This window comes from Salinarimonas sp. NSM (assembly GCF_052380005.1).
Taxonomy (GTDB): Bacteria; Pseudomonadota; Alphaproteobacteria; order Rhizobiales; family Beijerinckiaceae; genus Salinarimonas.
Map to the genome: position 1 here is coordinate 1 of NZ_JBQTCJ010000083.1, position 18,109 is coordinate 18,109.

17 protein-coding genes are annotated in these 18,109 nt (G+C 72.8%); 7 read left to right on the plus strand and 10 right to left on the minus strand.

From position 1 onward, the window contains the following. The coding region (locus tag ACTZWW_RS20985) for a methyl-accepting chemotaxis protein (protein WP_444782916.1) at positions 1 to 705 on the minus strand (705 nt) is incomplete at its 3' end. Between the two features lie 380 nt (positions 706 to 1,085). Here ACTZWW_RS20985 and ACTZWW_RS20990 point away from each other — a divergent pair. Both ACTZWW_RS20990 and ACTZWW_RS20995 read left to right on the plus strand, forming a co-directional pair. Next, complete coding sequence (locus ACTZWW_RS20990; protein WP_444782917.1) at positions 1,086 to 2,015, plus strand: DMT family transporter; 930 nt, start codon at positions 1,086 to 1,088, stop codon at positions 2,013 to 2,015. Beyond that, positions 2,012 to 3,244 carry a multidrug effflux MFS transporter gene (locus tag ACTZWW_RS20995; RefSeq protein WP_444782918.1) on the plus strand — a complete coding sequence of 411 codons (1,233 nt, stop codon included), beginning with the start codon at positions 2,012 to 2,014 and terminating at the stop codon, positions 3,242 to 3,244. The genes ACTZWW_RS20990 and ACTZWW_RS20995 overlap by 4 nt, the downstream gene beginning before the upstream one ends. Here the strand turns inward: ACTZWW_RS20995 and ACTZWW_RS21000 are convergent. Then, a complete protein-coding gene (locus ACTZWW_RS21000; RefSeq protein WP_444782919.1) occupies positions 3,231 to 3,437 on the minus strand; it encodes a hypothetical protein in 207 nt (68 codons plus the stop codon). The genes ACTZWW_RS20995 and ACTZWW_RS21000 overlap by 14 nt on opposite strands. 9 nt (positions 3,438 to 3,446) lie before the next feature. After that, on the minus strand, positions 3,447 to 3,692 hold the full coding sequence (locus ACTZWW_RS21005; RefSeq protein WP_444782920.1) for a hypothetical protein: 246 nt from the start codon (positions 3,690 to 3,692) through the stop codon (positions 3,447 to 3,449). A 218-nt stretch (positions 3,693 to 3,910) separates the two neighbouring features. Between ACTZWW_RS21005 and ACTZWW_RS21010 the strand changes: the two genes are divergently transcribed. Continuing rightward, on the plus strand, positions 3,911 to 4,108 hold the full coding sequence (locus ACTZWW_RS21010; protein WP_029030546.1) for a con-10 family general stress protein: 198 nt from the start codon (positions 3,911 to 3,913) through the stop codon (positions 4,106 to 4,108). 167 nt (positions 4,109 to 4,275) lie between these two features. On the opposite strand, the gene ACTZWW_RS21015 is transcribed toward ACTZWW_RS21010, so the two are convergent. Both ACTZWW_RS21015 and ACTZWW_RS21020 read right to left on the minus strand, forming a co-directional pair. Next, the gene (locus ACTZWW_RS21015) at positions 4,276 to 4,809 is read right to left on the minus strand and encodes a hypothetical protein (protein ID WP_444782921.1); all 534 of its coding nucleotides are present in this window, start codon (positions 4,807 to 4,809) and stop codon (positions 4,276 to 4,278) included. A 354-nt stretch (positions 4,810 to 5,163) separates the two neighbouring features. After that, positions 5,164 to 5,445, minus strand: a complete 282-nt coding sequence (locus ACTZWW_RS21020; RefSeq protein ID WP_444782922.1) for a hypothetical protein — start codon at positions 5,443 to 5,445, stop codon at positions 5,164 to 5,166. Positions 5,446 to 5,720: 275 nt separating this feature from the next. Between ACTZWW_RS21020 and cysS the strand changes: the two genes are divergently transcribed. The 3 genes from cysS to cimA all read left to right on the plus strand — a co-directional run bounded on the left by cysS (position 5,721) and on the right by cimA (position 9,539). Then, entirely contained in the window at positions 5,721 to 7,199 is a 1,479-nt protein-coding gene (cysS, locus tag ACTZWW_RS21025; protein ID WP_444782923.1) for a cysteine--tRNA ligase, read from the plus strand. Positions 7,200 to 7,437: 238 nt separating this feature from the next. Further along, positions 7,438 to 7,950 (plus strand): GNAT family N-acetyltransferase, encoded by a 513-nt coding sequence (locus ACTZWW_RS21030; RefSeq protein WP_444782924.1) that lies wholly within the window; start codon positions 7,438 to 7,440, stop codon positions 7,948 to 7,950. After that, a complete protein-coding gene (cimA, locus tag ACTZWW_RS21035; protein ID WP_444782925.1) occupies positions 7,947 to 9,539 on the plus strand; it encodes a citramalate synthase in 1,593 nt (530 codons plus the stop codon). The genes ACTZWW_RS21030 and cimA overlap by 4 nt, the downstream gene beginning before the upstream one ends. Before the next feature lie 112 nt (positions 9,540 to 9,651). On the opposite strand, the gene ACTZWW_RS21040 is transcribed toward cimA, so the two are convergent. Genes ACTZWW_RS21040 through rph form a run of 5 tightly spaced genes read right to left on the minus strand, consistent with a single transcriptional unit; the run spans position 9,652 to position 14,670 of the window. Then, the gene (locus ACTZWW_RS21040; RefSeq protein WP_444782926.1) at positions 9,652 to 11,034 is read right to left on the minus strand and encodes a sigma-54-dependent transcriptional regulator; all 1,383 of its coding nucleotides are present in this window, start codon (positions 11,032 to 11,034) and stop codon (positions 9,652 to 9,654) included. After that, positions 11,031 to 12,482 carry a sensor histidine kinase gene (locus tag ACTZWW_RS21045; protein WP_444782927.1) on the minus strand — a complete coding sequence of 484 codons (1,452 nt, stop codon included), beginning with the start codon at positions 12,480 to 12,482 and terminating at the stop codon, positions 11,031 to 11,033. The genes ACTZWW_RS21040 and ACTZWW_RS21045 overlap by 4 nt, the downstream gene beginning before the upstream one ends. A gap of 34 nt (positions 12,483 to 12,516) precedes the next feature. After that, a complete protein-coding gene (locus ACTZWW_RS21050) occupies positions 12,517 to 13,299 on the minus strand; it encodes a HesA/MoeB/ThiF family protein (RefSeq protein WP_444782928.1) in 783 nt (260 codons plus the stop codon). A gap of 1 nt (position 13,300) precedes the next feature. Next, positions 13,301 to 13,942 carry an RdgB/HAM1 family non-canonical purine NTP pyrophosphatase gene (gene rdgB / locus ACTZWW_RS21055; RefSeq protein ID WP_444782929.1) on the minus strand — a complete coding sequence of 214 codons (642 nt, stop codon included), beginning with the start codon at positions 13,940 to 13,942 and terminating at the stop codon, positions 13,301 to 13,303. Positions 13,943 to 13,956: 14 nt separating this feature from the next. Beyond that, the gene (gene rph / locus ACTZWW_RS21060) at positions 13,957 to 14,670 is read right to left on the minus strand and encodes a ribonuclease PH (RefSeq protein ID WP_444782930.1); all 714 of its coding nucleotides are present in this window, start codon (positions 14,668 to 14,670) and stop codon (positions 13,957 to 13,959) included. Between the two features lie 301 nt (positions 14,671 to 14,971). Here rph and ACTZWW_RS21065 point away from each other — a divergent pair. Then, on the plus strand, positions 14,972 to 18,109 hold a 3,138-nt coding region (locus ACTZWW_RS21065), incomplete at its 3' end, for a helicase-related protein (protein WP_444782931.1).

The following is an 18,109-nucleotide window of genomic DNA, read 5'->3' on the forward strand; positions in this document are numbered from 1 at the left end:
GGCGGCGGCGGTCTCGATGCCGCGCGCCCGCTCGCCGACCTCGCCGACCCGGGCGGACGCCTCGCCGGCGCGGGCGGCGGCCTCCTCGATGGCGCGGTTCTGCTCACCCACGGTCTCGCGCACGGTGCGGAACACGGGCTGCACGGCCTCGATCGCCTGGGCGACGCGCTCCACCGCCGCGATCGACGCGTCCGCGCTGTCGCGCAGGGCGTCGATGCGGGTTCGGATGTCCCCCGCCGCGTTGCCCGTCTCGACGGAGAGCGACTTCACCTCCGCGGCGACGACGGCGAAGCCGCGCCCCGCCTTGCCGGCCCGGGCCGCCTCGATGGTGGCGTTGAGCGCGAGCAGGTTCGTCTGGCGCGCCACGGCGGAGATCGTGTCGACGATGGAGACGATCTCGCGGGTCGCCTGCGACAGCGCGCCGATCAGGCCGTTCGCCTCGCGCGCGAAGCCGACCGCGTCGCCGATCCGCCCGTCCGCGTCGCCCACCGCGCCGTCGATCGCGGCGACCGTGCCGGCGAGGCGCTCGGTGACGTCGGCGAGTGCGCGGGTCTCCGCGCCGGCGGCGTCGCTCGCCCCGGCGAAGCCGTGCATCTCCTCGCCGATGCGCGCGAGGCCTTCCTTCGCCGCGCTGGCGGCGGCGCTCGCGGCCTCGATCGCCGTGCCGACGCCGTCGATGGCGCGCATGACGTCGGCCTCGAGCACGTCGACGATCTCTCCGTCGAGACCGGCGGCGGCGCTCGCCGGGGCGAGTGGCTCGTGCGCCGCGGACGAACCGCCCGGGAGGGCGCCTTCCGGCTCTCGTGCGTGCGGGGCAGGCGTGGGGGAGGACGCCTTGAGGAATCCGAGCACACTGATCTCCTCGTGATTACGCTGCGAGAGTTTGGAGCCATTTCGTTAAGGCGTGCCTAACTCCACATGCAGGCTTCGCACCCACGAACAACGCGCGCCGTACGCTCCCGTGACGGGACACCAACTCCGGAACGGCGCCATTCCGGGCTGCGGGAGGGTCGACGGGCGCGCGGTAAGCCTCTAGTTCCATGCGTCGGGTGCGCGCCGCACCCTCCCGCCACGGACCCCGTCCCTTGCTCGCCTCGGCCACATCAGCGGAGAACCGCGCCGGCATCCTCGCGATGCTCGTCGGCATGGCGCTCTTCGTCGTGAACGACGCGATGATGAAGCTCGCCTCCGCCCATTTCCCGACAGGGCAGATGCTGCTCGTGCGCGGCGTGTTCGCCACCGCTGCGGTGCTCGCGATCGTCGTCGCGCTGGGCGAAGCCCGCAAGCTGCGCACGCTCGCCCAGCCCTTCGTCGCCGCGCGCGCGCTGATCGAGGCGGTGATCTCCTTCCTCTTCATAACCGCGCTCGCCCGCGCCCCGCTCGCCGACCTCACCGCGATCCTGCAGGCGACGCCGATCATCGTCACCCTGCTCCTCGTCGTGCTCGGGCTCGAGCGCGTGGGCTGGCGGCGCTGGATCGCGATCCTCGTCGGTTTCGCCGGCGTGCTGCTGATCGTGCGCCCGGGCACGGTCGCCTTCGACGTGAACGCGATGCTCGCCCTCGCCGCCGCCGTCCTCGTCGCGGTGCGCGACCTGATCACGCGCCTCATCCACGCCGACACGCCCTCGATCGTCGTCGTGCTCGCGACGACGGTGACGGTGGGCGTCGTCGGCCCGCTCATCGGTGGCGCGCTCGGAGAGACCTGGCGGCCGCCGCTGCGGCCCGAGACGCTGATCCTCGTCGTCGCGGCGGTGCTGTACGGCTGCGGCAACATGGCCGTGGTCATGGCCTTCCGGAAGGCGGACGTCTCGGCCGTCTCGCCCTTCCGCTACGCCTCGGTCGTGTTCGCGCTCGCGATCGGCTTCGCGGTCTTCGGCGAGTTCCCGGACGCCGTCGCGCTCGTGGGCTTCGCCCTCGTCGTGGGAGCGGGCCTGTATGCCTGGCACCGCGAACGCATCCGCCGCCGCACCGCGGCGGCCGGGATCGCGCCCGTCGGAGAGGAGAGCACGCCATGACGTCCGCCGAGAGGTTCCCGAGGACGTCCCCCAGGCGTCCGCCGCTCGCCATCCTCGTCGCGATCTCGGCGCTCCAGCCCTTCGCGCTCAACGTGCTCGCCCCCGCGACGCCGGGCCTGTCGCGGGCGCTGTCGGTGGACTACGCCACAGTCCAGCTGACGCTGACGATCTACCTCGTCGCGGTCGCGGCGACGCAGCTCTTCGTCGGCCCGATCTCGGACCGGATCGGGCGGCGCCCCTGCATCCTCGCAGGCGCCGCGCTGTTCTTCCTCGGCTCGATCATGGGTGCGGCCGCGACGGGCATCGAGACGCTCATCCTCGCGCGCGCCATCCAGGCCGCGGGCGGCGGCACCTGCTTCGCGCTCGCCCGCGCCGTGGTCCGCGATACCGCCTCGAAGGACGAGAGCGCGAGCCTGATCGGCTACATCACGATGGCGATGGTGGTCTCGCCGATGATCGCGCCGCTCTTCGGCGGCTTCCTCGACGAGCGCTTCGGCTGGCGCGCGATCTTCGTCGCGACCGCGATCCTCGCGGCGGGCGTGGGCATCGCGACCGTGCTGCTGCTCGGCGAGACGGCGCCGCGCAACGCCTCCTCCTCGATCGTGACGACGTTGCGGGGGTTCCCCCGCCTCCTCGCGGACCGGCTGTTCCTCTCCTACACCTTCGCTCTGGCCTTCACGTCGGCGGCCTTCTTCGGCTTCATCGCCGGGGCGCCCTACGTCGTCGTCGAGACGATGGGCCGCTCGGCGGACGTCTACGGCGCCTACTTCATCCTCAGCGCCGGCGGCTACATGGCGGGCAACTTCCTCACCGGCCGCTACGGCAGGCGCATCGGCACGGAGCGGATGATCGTCGCCGGGACGGCATGCTCCGTCCTCTCGACGGCGCTCGCACTCGTTTTCGCCCTCGCCGGGCCGCCGCTCGGCCTGCCCTGGACGCCGGCCGCGCTGTTCCTGCCGCTCACCCTCAACGCGGTGGCGAACGGCCTCTCGATCCCGAGCGCCACCGCCGCCGCGCTCTCGGTACGACCGGACCTCGCGGGAACGGCTGCGGGGCTCGCCGGGTCGGCACAGCTCGGCACCGGCGCGCTCGCGGCGCTCGTCGTCGGCGACCTCGTCACGCGTTGGCCGCCCGCGCTCGTCGTGGTGATGCTCGGCGCGACCATGGCGGGCTTCGCCGCGGCGATCGCGGCGAGGCGGATCGAGGCGGGGCGGATCACCCGCGCTTGAGCCCCGCCTTGCCGCGGGCGTTGAACATCGGCTTGAGCTGGTTCGAATCCTGCGGATCGGCGTCCGCCGGGAACTGCTCGGCGGCGAGCCCCTCCCGAGGCTCCGTCGCCTGCCGCTCCGCGCGCGCCCGATCGGCTCCGGTCGACTTCGCCTTGGCGGGGTCGACCGACTTGACCATGTCCCGGTTCGTCATGGGCTGCTCCTAGCGATAGCACACGTCGCGGCCATAGAGCGGGTCGAACGCGCAGACGACCTCCCCGCGCGGGGCCGGCCCGACGCCGGCCGACGCCCCCCCGACGACGGCACCCGTCGTCGCACCCGTCGACGCATCCGGGCCGTAGGGAGAGCAGGCGGCGAGCGTGCCCGCGACGAGCCCCGCCGCCGCGAGTGCCGCGAGGCGGCGCGCGATGGCGCCGGGCGGGATGAGAGCCGTCGATCCGAACGTCATGAAGGCGAGCTCCTGAGGGTCTACGACGCGCGCATGCGCGGTCCCGATCATCGGAAACGTGCCCCTCGCACGACCGGTTCCGCATCCGCTCCGTCGCACGGCGATGGACGCGGGAGCCCCGGCGATCGCACGCGCCTAGAGCACGCGTCGGCGATGGGAACCCCCGGCGAGCCCGTCGGTTGAGAAGCCGTACAAGCAAGAGGCCCGAGGAGGCGAACATGGCGGTTGGCAAGTCTGCGTCGAAGCGCGGCTTCGCGTCGATGAGCCCGGAGAAGCAGAGAGAGATCGCGAGCAAGGGCGGCCAGAGCGTGCCGGCCTCCAAGCGGTCCTTCTCGCAGAACCGGGAGCTCGCGTCGGAAGCGGGGCGCAAGGGAGGCCAGTCCTCCACGGTCCAGCGGCCCGCAGAGCCGGCGTGACGGCGGAAGCGGCGCGAGCGAGGAGGGGCCGCCGAAAGGCGGCCCGTTCTTCTGCGCGACGTGGGCTCCGACGTGGACTCTTCTGCGCGACCCTGACCCCGGCCGTCCCGAATGGCCCATCGTGAAAGACGAGGCCCCGGCGTGTCGCCGAGGGCCTCTTCGTTCGTTCACGACCGCGCAGCGCTGCGATGCCCGCCTGTCTCACCGCCGGACGGGGGCGCCGGGCGCGCGTCCAGCAGCGGCGCCCAGTCGCGGCTCTCGATGCGCATGCCCGCCCCCTCGAGCCGCAGCCCCATGTCGCGCGCGAGCGACGAAACCGTCTTGTCGAGGGCGACCGCGAGGCGTCTGGCGCACACGCTCGCCAGCGCGCTCTCTCCCGCCTTGCTCGCGGCGACGAGGCCGAGCACGGCACATTCGTCCGGGCTCGCGCGCCGCGAACCGATCGTGTTCATGGCCCAAGCGGGCTGCGGCGTGGGCGCGGCCGTCCGCTGGTTGCGCAGCGCGAAGCCGAGCAGCAGCGCGTCCGAGACGACGGCACGGGCGGTCTGCCCGTCCGTCGCGGAGGTGAGCCGGTATTCCAGCACGTCGATCGCGCCGACGTCGTAGGCGGCCTCGAAATCGCCGAGCGAGCGAAAGATATCGACGACGAGCGTCGTCTTCGGGCTCAGGAGAACGGCGATCGTGCTCGTGTCGGTCGTCATCGCGGAACGCCCCGTCGGCGGCGGCCGTCGAGACGGCCTCTGGATCGGGTAGGGGTGCGTGGCGCCCCTGCGGGATCGGCGATCGGGCCGGGGCCGCCACGCGCGGAATCGTCGAGCGAACGTGGCGGCGGATGCGGGGTTCCTGCGGGGTTCCTGCGGCGCTTCGTGCGATACGCAGAGCCGCGGCGCGCGCGGCGGGGAAAAACTGCATCGTGTGGGGAACCCGCCTCGCGCAGCGGCGTTTGATCGACAACCGGCTCTATCTGCCCCCACGGGCCGGCACCTGGGGCGCGGTCGCGCGAGCGACCGCGCCCTTTTCTCGTCCGGCGACGAGAATGCGTGGGGCGGTGACCGTCAGCGCGCGCAGGAGATCGCGAGCGCGCCGGTCCCGGCCTGCGCGCCGTAGCGCACGACGACGGCGAAGCCGTGGGCGTTGCACCAGGACTGGGCGATCACCGCGCCGCAGGCCTCGCCGCTGGCCAGGCAGCTCGTCGCGCCATAGCCTTCGGCCGCCGGGATGACGAAGTCGCCCGTTTCCGCGGCGGCGCGGGATGCCTCGGTCGGCACCAGCATGAAGGACAAGGAGAGGGCGGCGCCGAGCGCCATGAACGCGGTGAGGGCGAGCACGCGACGCATGTGACCAGGCTTCCGGTGAGACGGACGGGACGATGCCGCAGATTGACGCGGCCGGGTTTGCGTTTCGTTAAGCGACCACCCACCGCCGGGTTCCGCCTCTACGTGCGCGGCGGCGTCTTGACTGAAATCGCCGAAAAAGGCAATCAGGTTTCATGCAGACGGCGCACGCCATCGCCATTTCCATTTGTCGCTAGCGCTGACCCGCTGGCTGGAGCCGTCACGTCCTCACGACAGGTCGACATCTCCTCGAGCCGGCGGGCACCGGAGGACGTCGCATGGGTGATCACTTGGGTGATCAGCGCCTCGCCGGCACGGCGGGACACGCCGGGGACGGAAGGCAGGAGGGCCGCGACGGGACGCGGCTCGTCCTCTACAACACCCGCACGCACGCGAAGGAGCCGTTCGCGCCGATCGATCCGGCGCGGGTGCGCATGTACGTCTGCGGCCCCACCGTCTACGACGACGCCCACATCGGCAACGCCCGCCCGGTGATCGTCTTCGACGTGCTCTTCCGGCTGCTGCGGCACGTCTTCGGCGCGGACGCCGTCACCTACGTGCGCAACATCACGGACGTGGACGACAAGATCAACGCCCGCGCGGCGCGGGATCATCCCGACCTGCCGCTCAACGAGGCGATCCGGCGCGTCACCGAGGGCACGCACGCGCGCTTCGAGGCCGCGGTGGCGGCGCTCGGCAACCTGCCGCCGACGGTCGAGCCGCGGGCGACCGAGCACATCGCCGAGATGCGCGCCATCATCGAGCGGCTCGTCGCCCGGGGCGTCGCCTACGTCGCGGACGGGCACGTGCTGTTCTCCGTCTCCGCCATGGGGCGGATTGCCGGCGTGCCGGCCTACGGCTCGCTGGCGCGCCGCTCGCTCGACGAGATGGTCGCCGGAGCGCGCGTCGACGTCGCCTCCTACAAGCGCGACGAGATGGACTTCGTGCTCTGGAAGCCCTCCTCGGCGGGCGAGCCCGGCTGGCCCTCGCCGGCGGGGATCGATGGGCTCGGGCGCCCAGGCTGGCACATCGAGTGCTCGGCCATGGCGTGGAAGCACCTCGTCGCCCCCTTCGCCGGGCGCCTCGCCTGCACCGATGCCGAGGCCGAGACCTTCGACATCCACGGCGGCGGCATCGACCTCGTCTTTCCCCACCACGAGAACGAGGTCGCCCAGACCTGCTGCGCCTTCGGCATCCCCCGCATGGCCAACGTGTGGATGCACAACGGCTTCCTCCAGGTCGAGGGGGAGAAGATGTCGAAGTCGCTGGGGAATTTCGTGACCATCGCCGACGTCCTGAAGGACTGGCCGGGCGAGGTGGCGCGCCTCGCCATGCTCAAGACGCACTACCGCCAGCCGATCGACTGGACGGTGCGGGGGCTTGAGGAGGCCGAGCGCAACCTCGCGCGCTGGTACGCCGATCCCGGCGAGCCGGCGGGCGCGCCCGATGCGTCCGCGCTCGCGGCGCTCGCCGACGACCTCAACACGCCCGCCGCGATCGCCGCGCTCCACCACGCGGCGCCCGCGGCGCGCCGGGCCGCACTCGCGCTGATGGGCTTCTCGGGCGACCCCGCCGCCCTCGCCCGCTCGGCGGAAGGCCTCGACATCGCCACCGTCGAAGCCCTCGTCGCCGAGCGCACCGCCGCCCGCGCAGCCAAGAACTGGGCCGAGAGCGACCGCCTCCGCGACGTCCTCGCCGGGATGGGCGTGACGGTGAAGGATTCGAAGGAGGGGACGACGTGGGAGGTCTCGCGATGAGTGGCGAGACGCCGATGCAGGCTCTCCCCTCTTCCGAGAGAGCCTTCTCCCGGAGAGGGGCCGGGGGTGTGGGGCGTGCAGAACGATCTCGCCGTCGATGCAGCGCTGCACAAACCTCCCGCCACACTCCAGAACAGCGCCCTCTCGCCCGACGCCCCACACCCCTAGCCCCTCTCCGGGAGAACGCTCTCTCGGGAGAGGGGAACCGCGTCGCGGCCTCAATCGGCCGGAGCGCATCATGACCCGCCGCCCCCCCGTCGCCCTGCGCCCGCTGCTCCCCGCCGACGTCCCCGTCTGCGCGCAGATCTTCCGCGACGCGATCGAGACCCTGACGGGGGAGGACTACGACCCCGGCCAGCAGGAGGCGTGGGCGTCGAACGCGGACGACCTCGCGGCATTCGGCGCGCGGCTGACGAAGGCGCTCACCATCGTCGCGACGGACGAGGGGGAGGTCGTCGGCTTCGCCACGCTCGTCGAAAACGAGACGCTCGACATGCTCTACGTCGCACCGGACATGGCCGGGCGCGGCGTCGCCACCACGCTCGCGGACGCGATCGAGACGCTCGCCGGCGCGCGCGGGACGAAGGTGCTCACGGTCCAGGCCTCCGACACCGCCCTTCCCTTCTTCATGGATCGCGGCTTCGAGGCGCAGCAGCGCAACACCGTCCACCGCGCGGGCCAATGGCTCGCCAACACCACGATGACGAAGGCGATCGAGCCGCCGGCCGGCGGCGGAGGAAAACCGTCATGAGCGCGCGCATCCACCTGTTCGACACGACGCTGCGCGACGGCGCCCAGACGACCGGCGTCGACTTCTCGCTGGCCGACAAGATCGCCATCGCCCGCCACCTCGACGCGCTCGGCGTCGACTACGTGGAGGGCGGCTACCCGGGCGCGAACCCGCTCGACACCGAACTCTTCCGCGAGAAGCGCACGCAGCGCGCCCGCTTCACCGCCTTCGGCATGACCAAGCGCGCGGGCCGGTCGGCGGCGAACGACCCGGGGCTCGCGGCGCTCCTGGATGCGGAGGCCGACGCGATCTGCTTCGTCGCCAAGGCCTGGGACTACCACGTGCGCGTCGCCCTCGAGATCGAGCCTGAGGAGAACCTCGCCTCGATCCGCGAGAGCGTGCAGGCGGCGGTCGCCCGCGGGCGCGAGGCGATGGTCGACTGCGAGCACTTCTTCGACGGCTACAAGGCCAATCCCGACTACGCGCTGGCCTGCGCCCGCACGGCGTACGAGGCGGGCGCGCGCTGGGTGGTGCTGTGCGACACGAACGGCGGCACGCTTCCCGCCGAGGTCGCGCGCATCGTCGCCCGGGTGTCCGAGGTCGTGCCGGGGGACCGGCTCGGCATCCACGCCCACGACGATTGCGGCTGCGCCGTCGCCAACTCGCTGGCGGCGATCGAGGCGGGCGCGCGCCAGATCCAGGGCACGCTCAACGGGCTCGGCGAGCGCTGCGGGAACGCCAACCTCGTCACGCTGATCGGCACGCTCGCCTTGAAGCCGCACTTCGCCGAGCGCTACGCGACGGGGGTCTCGCCCGAGGCGCTGGCGCGGCTCACCCCGATCTCGCGCGCCATCGACGAGCTGCTCAACCGCCAGCCCAACCGCCACGCCCCCTACGTCGGCGCGAGCGCCTTCGCCACCAAGGCGGGCATCCACGCCTCCGCCGTGCTCAAGGACCCGCGGACCTACGAGCACGTCGCACCCGACGCGGTGGGCAACCTGCGCCGGGTTCTGGTCTCGGACCAGGGCGGCAAGTCCAACCTGCGCGCCGAGCTCGAGCGACTCGGCCTCGACCTCGAGAAGGACGACCCGCGGCTCACCCGCATGCTGACCATCCTCAAGGAGAAGGAATCGCTCGGCTACGCCTACGAAGGCGCGGACGCGTCGTTCTACCTCCTGGTGAAGCGGGTGATGGGCGAGGTGCCGGACTATTTCGACGTCGAGCGCTACTCGGTGAACGTCGAGCGCCGCTGGAACGCGCGGGGCCAGCTCACGACCGTGGCGGAGGCGCTGGTCAAGGTGCGGGTCGGCGGCGAGACACGGATCTCGGCGGCAGAGGGCAACGGCCCGGTCAACGCCCTCGACGTGGCGCTCCGCAAGGACCTCGGCCGCTATCAGGAGCTGATCGAGCACCTCGAGCTCATCGACTTCAAGGTGCGCATCTTCCAGGGCGGCACCGACGCCGCCACCCGCGTGCTCGTGGAGTTCCGCGACGGCGAGGGCAACCGTTTCACCACGGTCGGCGTCTCGCCGAACATCATCGACGCCTCGTTCGAGGCGCTGACGGATGCGATCGACTACACGCTCTTGAAGGCCGGGGCGACCGCGTGAGCTGATGAGGCGCACCGGCCGCCTCCTCCCCGCAGGGGAGGACGACGGCCGAAGGCCGGAGGGTGGGGAGGGCGGCGGGCCGGCTCGCCGAGGCATGCGGACGGCGAGCCTCTCACTCCACCGAGATCCCCAGCCGCCGCATCTTCTCCCACAGGGTCGTGCGCGACACGCCCAGCCGCTGCGCCGTCTCCTGGATGCCGTTGCCGGTGGCGCGCAGCACCGCCTCGATATGCGCCTTCTCCGCCGCCTCGCGGACCTCGGCGAGCGTGAGCCCATCGCCGAGAACGATCTCCATCGGCACCGGCGTGGGCGTGGGCGTCGCCCGAGGAGCGGCGTCCGGGAAGAGGTCGGCGGCGGCGATCGCGTCGCCCTCGCACAGCGCCACCGCGCGCTCGACCCGGTTCTTCAGCTCGCGCACGTTGCCCGGCCAGTCGTAGGCCTGCGCCGCCGCGATCGCGTCCGGCGCGACCACGACGCGCGCGGCGCGCAGGCGCGGCCCGGCCTCGCCGACGAAGCGGCGCAGCAGCGGCTCGATCTCGGCGGGGCGCTCGCGCAGGGCAGGGATGCGGACCGTGACGACGTTGATGCGGTACCACAGATCCTCGCGGAAGGCGCCGCGCGCCACCTCGGCTTCGAGGTCGCGGTGCGTCGCGCAGACGAGCCGCGCCGTGAACGGCAACGGCCGCACGCCGCCCACCCGCATCAGCTCGCGCTCCTGGACGAGGCGCAGGAGCTTGGCCTGGAGGCCCGCGTCGAGCTCGCCGATCTCGTCGAGGAAGAGCGTCCCCTCCCCCGCGGTCTCGGCCAACCCGAGGCGTCGCTCGTGGGCGCCGGTGAAGGCGCCCTTCTCGTGGCCGAAGAGCGCCGAATCGACCAGCTCCGGCGCCAGCGCCGCGCAGTTCACCGCGACGAAGGGCGCGCCGCCGCGCCGGCTGTGCGCATGCAGGAAGCGCGCGGCGACCTCCTTGCCCGTCCCCGTCTCGCCGGTGAGGAGCACCGGCAGGTCGACGTCGGCGATCCGCTCCAGCGTGCGCCGCGTGCCGAAGGTCGCGGGCGAGAGGCCGAAGGAGGCGAACGGGTCCGCCGCCGCGCCGTCTTCCGCGCCACCGCCCGCCGGCATGGCGCCGTCCCCGCCGGTCGCGGCGCGCAGCTTGTCCACCACCTCGTCGAGCTCGAAAGGCTTCGTGACGTAGTCGCGCGCGCCCATGCGCACCAGCCGCACCGCCTGGTCGATGCCGCCGTAGGCGGTCATGAAGATCGTCGGCACCGCGCCGGCGCGGACGAAGACGTCGCGCATCAGGCTCTCGCCGTCGCCGTCCGGCAGGCGGATGTCGCACATCACGGCGTCCGGCGTCTGGCGGGCTATGGACGCGAGCGCGTCGGCGCAGGAGCGCGCCCAGCGCACGTGCCAGCCTTCCAACGCGAGGCGCTGCTGGAGCGAGGCGCCGAGGATCTCGTCGTCCTCGATCACGAGGATCAGCGCCCGTTCGCTCAAGACGTCGCCTCCGCGATGGCGGGCGTGCCCTCGGGCGCCGGGCCGGTCGGCAGCCGCACGACGACCTTGGTCCCCTCCCCCGTGCGGCTCTCGACGCGGACCTGGCCGCCCAGATCGTCGATCAGCCTCGAGACCATCCAAAGGCCGAGCCCCTTGCCCTTGGTGAGCGGCGTCGTGCCCCGCCCCTCGGTGACGAAGGCGAGCACGTCCTCGGGCATGCCCTGGCCGGAATCGGAGACGACGAAGCGGGTCTCGTCGGCGTCCTGCGCGACGGCCAGCCCGACCCGGCCGTGCTCGGGGGAGGCCTTGCAGGCGTTGAGCAGGAGGTTGAGCAGGATCTGGCGCAGGGCGTCCGTGTCCGCCGCGATCGGCCGCATCGCCTCGACGTCCCACTCGAGCGCCACGTGGCGCCGCCGCGCCTCGGGGGCGACGAGGAGCTGGATGTCCATCAGGTCCTCGCGGGCGAAGCGCATGCGCCCCGGCGCCGGGCGGTAGGTGGAGAGCATGGCGTCGGCGACGCGCTCGATCGAGCGCAGGCCCCGTTCGATCAGGTCGAGCGTGTCGGCGCGCACCTCCGGCTTCTCGCCGAAGCGGCGCAGCGTCGAGACGGCGTTGAGCAGGCCCGCCAGCGGGTTGCGCACCTCGTGTGCGAGGCCCGCGGCGAGCTTGGCGAGGAGCGCGTCGCGCTCCTTCTCGCCGAGGTCGGCGAGCGCCTGGGTGCGCGCCTCCTCCGCCTCGAGCCGCGTTGCGATCGCGTCTCGCAGCCGCGAGATCTCGGCGCTCACCGGCCGCGGGCGCCCCGTCCCCGGGCCTTCCTGCGTCACCAGCTCGCGAGCGAGCGCGTCGAGCGGTGCCACGGCGCGGCGGGTGATCACGAAGGTGAGGAGCGCCGCGATCGTCGCGAGCACGAGGTCGATGACGATCGCCCATGCCTCGTTGCGGGAGAGCTCGGCCACGAGGTCGCTCGCGTCGAGCGCGGCGACGAGCTCAAGCCGCGCGCCCTCGACCTCGTAGGCGCGGGCGATGATGGCGCGGGTGCCGGGCTCGGCGCGGGCGAAGACGACTGTGCTCGCCGGCGCCCGCGCGATCGCGGCGAGCGCCTGCGCCATGTCGGCCCCGCCGGGATCGCCGCGGGAGACGGAGCGCAGCACGCCGTCCGGCCCGCGCCAGCGTGCGACGAGGCTCTCCTCGGCGAGCGTCTCGCGGAAGGCCAGCGGGTCGTCGAGGAGATCGGCCACGACGGCCTCTCCCTCGCCGAGGCGCGGGGCGACGACGCCGGCGAGGGCGTTCAGGAAGATCGTGGCCTTGGCCTCGAGCGCGCGCACCTCGCGGCTCTCCAGGAAGGCGAGGCCGACCTGCGTCGTGCCCACCGCGACCGCGAACATCGTGATCGAGACGCCGAGCGGCAGGAGGACCGTCAGGGGCCAGCGTCGGGAGGAGGTGCGCATACCACCGTTCTAGGAGCGGCAGCGGCGGTTGTCATCAACCGCCCTCGGGCGTGCCGCTCAGCGGGTTGCGCGGGTGCCACCCGTAGCGCAGCGTCTCGAAGCGCATGGCGCGCGCGTCGACCATGAGGAGGCGCCCCACCAGCCCCTCGCCGAAGCCGACGATCTCGCGCACCACCTCCATCGCCATCATCGACCCCATCACGCCCGCGAGCGCACCGAGCACGCCGGCCTGCGCGCAGGTGGGGATGGCGCCCGGGGGCGGCGCCTCGGGGAAGAGGCAGCGATAGGTCGGGTTCGGCCGCCCGTCGGGCCCGGTCTCGTGGGCCCGGATCGTCGTCAGCGTCCCGTCGAACTGCCCGAGCGCCGCGGTCACCAGCGGGCGCTTCTCGTGGAAGCAGGCGTCGGAGACGGCATAGCGCGTGGCGAAGTTGTCGGATCCGTCGGCGACGAGGTCGTAGGCGGCGACGAGGGCGCGGGCGTTCGCCTCGCCGAGGCGGGTCCGATGCGCCTCCACCGCGACGTGCGGGTTGAGGCGCGCGACGGCGTCGGCGGCGCTCTCGACCTTCGGCCGGCCGACGTCCGGCGTGCCGTGGATCACCTGGCGCTGGAGGTTGCCCAGATCGACGACGTCGTCGTCGACGATGCCGATCGTGCCGACGCCCGCCGCCGCGAGATACTGGATGAGCGGCGCACCGAGCCCGCCGGCTCCCACGACGAGCACCCGCGCGGCCTTCAGCCGCGCCTGGCCGGGCCCGCCGACGTCCTGGAGGACGAGATGACGGGCGTAGCGGGCGATCTCGTCGGGGGCGAGCGCCATCTCACCCCTCGCGGCGCGGGCCGAGGATCGCGGCGGCGAGCTTGCGGAAGGCGCGGGCCCGGTGCGACAGGCCGCTGTGCGGATCGCTCCAGTCGATGCCGTGCTTCTCGTCGGCGGTCATCTCGCCGAAGGTACGGCTCTCGCCGTCGGGGAGGAAGATCGGATCGTAGCCGAAGCCCGCCCCGCCGCGCGGCGGCCAGACGATCGCGCCGGGGCAGCGCCCCTCGAACAGCTCCTCCCGCCCATCCGGCCAGGCGACGACGAGGGCGGAGACGAACCACGCGGTCATGTCGGTCGCCTCGCGCACGTCGAGCTCGCGCTTCACGCGCTCCATGGCGGGGCCGAAGTCTCGGTTCACCGACCAGTCGGCGGAGAAGAGGCCCGGCGCGCCGTCCAGCGCCAGCACGCAGATGCCGGAATCGTCGGCGATCGCCGGGAGGCCGGTCGCCTTCGCCGCCGCGTGCGCCTTGATGGCGGCGTTCTCGGAGAACATGTGGCCGGTCTCGTCGGGGACGGGCAGGCCCTTCTCGCCCGCCGACGTCGCCTCGACGCCGAAGGGCGCGAGCAGCTCGCGCATCTCCCGGAGCTTGCCGGAATTGTGGGTCGCGATGACGACCGGGCCCTCGAGGCGGCGGTGGGGCATGTCTCGTGCTCCCGTCAGGCGATCGCCTGCTTCTGCTTCTCGACGAGGCCTGCGATGCCCGTCTTGGCGAGGCGCAGGAGGCCCATCAGCTCCTCCTCGGAGAAGGGCGCGCCCTCCGCCGTGCCCTGCACCTCGACGAGCCCGCCCTTGCCGGTGATGACGAAGTTCGCGTCCGTCTCGGCGGCCGAATCCTCGGCGTAGTCGAGGTCGATCACGGGCTTGCCCTGGTGGATGCCGCAGGACACCGCCGCGACGTGGTCGCGCAGCGGGTTCACGGAGATGATGGAACGCTTCATCATCCAGGCGAAGCACTCGTGCAGCGCGACCCACGCACCGGTGATCGCGGCCGTGCGCGTGCCGCCGTCCGCCTGGATGACGTCGCAGTCGACCACGATCTGCCGCTCGCCGATGGCGTGGAGATCGACGACAGCACGCAGCGAGCGGCCGATGAGGCGCTGGATCTCCTGCGTGCGCCCGGACGGCTTGCCGGACGTCACCTCGCGGCGGGTGCGCTCGTGCGTCGCGCGCGGCAGCATGGCGTATTCCGCCGTCACCCAGCCCTTGCCGGTGCCGCGCAGCCAGCCCGGCCCGCGCTCCTCCAGCGAGGCGGCGCACAAGACCTTCGTCTCGCCGAACGTCACCATGCACGAGCCCTCCGCATAGCGCACGACGCCACGCTCGAGGGTGACGGGGCGCATCTCGTCGGGCGCGCGCTTCGAGGGACGCATGGGGGGATCTCCGTTGGTGACGGCACGCGTCTTACGCCTCGCGGGAGTGCGGGGCAAGGCGCGCGGATCCTCGCGCCGGCCCCCTCTCGCGCTCGCGCCCGATCCGTCCTAGGAATGGCCGCAGCCGACCCCATATGGGGAGGCGAGCGAGCCGCTCTCGCGAGAACGAATCCGGATTCCGCCGGAATCTCCGATTCGCCCCCGTTTCGTTCGACGCCCGTTCCGGACGGGCGGCCCGGTTCCCGCCCAGCCGCGCGACCCGGTCCGCGCATCGTCCCCCTCAGGTCCAGCCGCCCGCCAGATGCCTCGCCTCACCCTCCCGCCGCAGGCCCGCTCGCGCGGGGTGACCGCGGTTCTCGGCCCGACCAACACGGGCAAGACGCATCTCGCCATCGAGCGGATGCTCGGCCATTCGTCGGGCATGATCGGCCTGCCGCTGCGGCTCCTCGCGCGCGAGGTCTACGGCCGCGTGGTGGAACGCGTGGGTCCGGATGCCGTCGCCCTCGTCACCGGCGAGGAGAAGATCAAGCCGAAGCACCCGCGCTACTGGATCTGCACCGCCGAGGCGATGCCGCGCGACCTCGATCTCGCCTTCGTGGCCATCGACGAGATCCAGCTCGCCGCCGATCTCGACCGCGGCCACGTCTTCACCGATCGCCTGCTCAACCAGCGCGGCCGCGAGGAGACCCTGCTGATCGGCTCCTCGACCATGAAGCCGCTCGTCGAGGCGCTGATCCCGGGCGTGCACGTCACGACGCGCCCGCGGCTCTCGCAGCTGACCTTCGCGGGCTCGAAGAAGCTCTCGCGCCTGCCCGCGCGCACCGCCATCGTCGCCTTCTCCGCGGAGGAGGTCTACGCCATCGCCGAGTTGATCCGGCGCCAGCGCGGCGGGGCGGCGGTGGTGCTCGGCGCGCTCTCGCCGCGCACCCGCAACGCCCAGGTCGCGCTCTACCAGTCGGGCGACGTCGACTACCTCGTCGCCACCGACGCGATCGGCATGGGCCTCAACCTCGACGTCGACCACGTCGCCTTCGCCGGCGATCGCAAGTTCGACGGATTCCGCTTCCGCCGGCTCAACCCCGCGGAGATCGGCCAGATCGCGGGCCGTGCGGGGCGTCACCTCAACGACGGCACGTTCGGCACGTCCGGGCGCTGCGACCCGTTCGACGTCGAGATCGTCGAGGCGGTGGAGGGGCACAAGTTCGAGCCCGCGCGGATCCTGCAGTGGCGCAACCCCGAGCTCGACTTCCGCTCGATCGACGCGCTGCAGCGGGCTCTGGCAGAGGTGCCCCAGGAGCACGGCCTCACCCGCGCGCCGATGGCCGAGGACGTCGCGGCGCTGGAGATTCTCGCGCGCGACGATTCGGTGCGCCACCACGCGAGCGGCCGCGCCGCCGTCGAGCGGCTGTGGGACGTCTGCCAGGTTCCCGATTATCGCAAGGTGTCGCCGCAGAGCCACGCCGACCTGATCTCGGCCATCTACCTCTTCCTGATGCGCGACGGGGCGGTTCCCGACGATTGGTTTCGTCGCCACATCTCGCTGCTCGACCGGGTCGACGGCGACATCGACACGCTCTCCGCCCGGATCGCGCAGGTGCGCACCTGGACGTTCGTGGCCAATCGACCCGACTGGCTGCGTGATCCGGAGCATTGGCAGAGCGTGGCGCGTGGGGTAGAGGACAAGCTGTCGGATGCGCTGCACGAGCGGCTGGCGAGCCGGTTCGTGGACCGGCGGACCAGCGTGCTGATGCGGCGCTTGAGAGAGAACGCGATGCTTGAAGCGGAAATTTCGGCGACCGGCGACGTGAGCGTCGAGGGCCAGCACGTGGGGCGTCTGTCCGGCTTCGTCTTCGTGCCGGACCCGGGCGCCACCGGCGACGAGGCCAAGACCCTGCGCAACGCCGCGGTCAAGGGCCTCGCGGGCGAGATCGAGGCGCGGGCCGACCGGTTCGCGACCGCCGCCGACACGACCTTCGTCCTCTCGAACGACGGCACGATCCGCTGGCAGGGCGAGCCGGTGGCGCGGCTCGAGCCCGGCGAGAAGATCTTCGAGCCGCGGGTGCGGCTCATCGCCGACGAGCACCTCACGGGCGGAGCGCTTGAGAAAGTCGAGGGCCGGCTCCAGGCCTGGCTCAAGGCGCACGTGGTCCGCACGCTCGGGCCGCTCATCGAGATGGAGGACGCCGCCGACCTCGCAGGCATCGCCAAGGGGATCGCCTACCAGATCGCCGAGTCGCTCGGCGTGCTCGAGCGCTCGCGCGTGCTCCAGGAAGTGCGCGGCCTCGACCAGCAGGCGCGCGCGGCCATGCGCCAGAAGGGCATCCGCTTCGGCGCCTACCATCTCTATCTCCCCGCGCTGATGAAGCCCGCCCCGCGCACGCTCGCGGCGCAGCTCTGGGCGCTGAAGAACGGCGGGCTCGACCAGAAGGGCATCGACGAGATCGCGGCGCTGGCCTCCTCCGGGCGCACCTCGATCCCCGTCGACACCGAGGTGGCGAAGGGCCTCTACCGCTCCGCGGGCTTCCGCGTCTGCGGCGGGCGCGCGGTGCGCGTCGACATCCTGGAGCGGCTCGCCGACCTGATCCGCCCGGCCATCGCCTACGTGCCGGGCCAGAGCGTCGGCGAGCCGCCCGCGGGCGCGGCGGAGGCCGACGGCTTCGTCGGCACGGTGGCGATGACCTCCCTCGTCGGCTGCGCCGGCGAGGACTTCGCCCAGATCCTGCGCTCGCTGGGATACGTCTCGGAGGAGCGCGCCGGCCCGGCGATCACCTCGGCGATCCTGAAGCCGGCGCCGACGACGCCGGTCGCACCGGCGGCGAGCGCGAGCCCGACGGAGACGCCGGTGGAAGAGACTCCTGCGGAGGAGAGTCCTGCGGAGGAGAGTCCTGCGGACGAGACCTCCGAGGAAGAGAGCTCGGCCGCGCAGACGAGCCAGGCCGAGACGAAGGCCGAGCCCGCGGCGGAAGCGTCGCCCCAGGCTGCTGCGCCCGAGCCCATCGCCGCCGAGCTACCGGCCGCCGAGCTCCCGGCCGCAGAGCTACCTGCCGCCGAGGCCGCGCCCGTCGAGTCCCCGCCCGTCGAGTCCACGGCCGCCGAGGCCACTCCGGTCGAAGCCGCCACCGATGGCCCGGCCGAGACGCCCGCGGCGCCCGAGGCCGAGGTGTCGGAGACCGCCGTCGAGGTCGCGAGCGAGGCCGTGGTCGCCGAGCCCGTCGTCGCCGAGCCCGTCGTCGCAGAGGCTCCGGCGGAGGACGCCGCGGCGAGCGAGCCGGTGGCGACCGAGACCATCGTCGTCTGGCGCCAGGGGCGCCGCGAAGGGCGCGGTCGCTCCGGTCGCCAGGGCAACCGTCCGGGCCGCGACGGCCGCGGCCCGCGCCGCGACGGCGCGCAGGGGCCAGGCCGGCAGGGTGGCGATCAGCGCCGCGACGGCGGCCAGGGC

Bases quoted from the DNA above. Each gene is read 5' to 3' on its own strand.
- rdgB (WP_444782929.1), bottom strand. From the start codon at position 13,942: ATGCCCCACCGCCGCCTCGAGGGCCCGGTCGTCATCGCGACCCACAAT.
- ACTZWW_RS21000 (WP_444782919.1), bottom strand. From the start codon at position 3,437: ATGACGAACCGGGACATGGTCAAGTCGGTCGACCCCGCCAAGGCGAAG.
- cysS (WP_444782923.1), top strand. From the start codon at position 5,721: ATGGGTGATCACTTGGGTGATCAGCGCCTCGCCGGCACGGCGGGACAC.
- ACTZWW_RS21010 (WP_029030546.1), top strand. From the start codon at position 3,911: ATGGCGGTTGGCAAGTCTGCGTCGAAGCGCGGCTTCGCGTCGATGAGC.
- ACTZWW_RS21045 (WP_444782927.1), bottom strand. From the start codon at position 12,482: ATGCGCACCTCCTCCCGACGCTGGCCCCTGACGGTCCTCCTGCCGCTC.
- cimA (WP_444782925.1), top strand. From the start codon at position 7,947: ATGAGCGCGCGCATCCACCTGTTCGACACGACGCTGCGCGACGGCGCC.
- ACTZWW_RS21020 (WP_444782922.1), bottom strand. From the start codon at position 5,445: ATGCGTCGCGTGCTCGCCCTCACCGCGTTCATGGCGCTCGGCGCCGCC.
- ACTZWW_RS21015 (WP_444782921.1), bottom strand. From the start codon at position 4,809: ATGACGACCGACACGAGCACGATCGCCGTTCTCCTGAGCCCGAAGACG.
- rph (WP_444782930.1), bottom strand. From the start codon at position 14,670: ATGCGTCCCTCGAAGCGCGCGCCCGACGAGATGCGCCCCGTCACCCTC.
- ACTZWW_RS21030 (WP_444782924.1), top strand. From the start codon at position 7,438: ATGACCCGCCGCCCCCCCGTCGCCCTGCGCCCGCTGCTCCCCGCCGAC.
- ACTZWW_RS21050 (WP_444782928.1), bottom strand. From the start codon at position 13,299: ATGGCGCTCGCCCCCGACGAGATCGCCCGCTACGCCCGTCATCTCGTC.
- ACTZWW_RS20995 (WP_444782918.1), top strand. From the start codon at position 2,012: ATGACGTCCGCCGAGAGGTTCCCGAGGACGTCCCCCAGGCGTCCGCCG.
- ACTZWW_RS21005 (WP_444782920.1), bottom strand. From the start codon at position 3,692: ATGACGTTCGGATCGACGGCTCTCATCCCGCCCGGCGCCATCGCGCGC.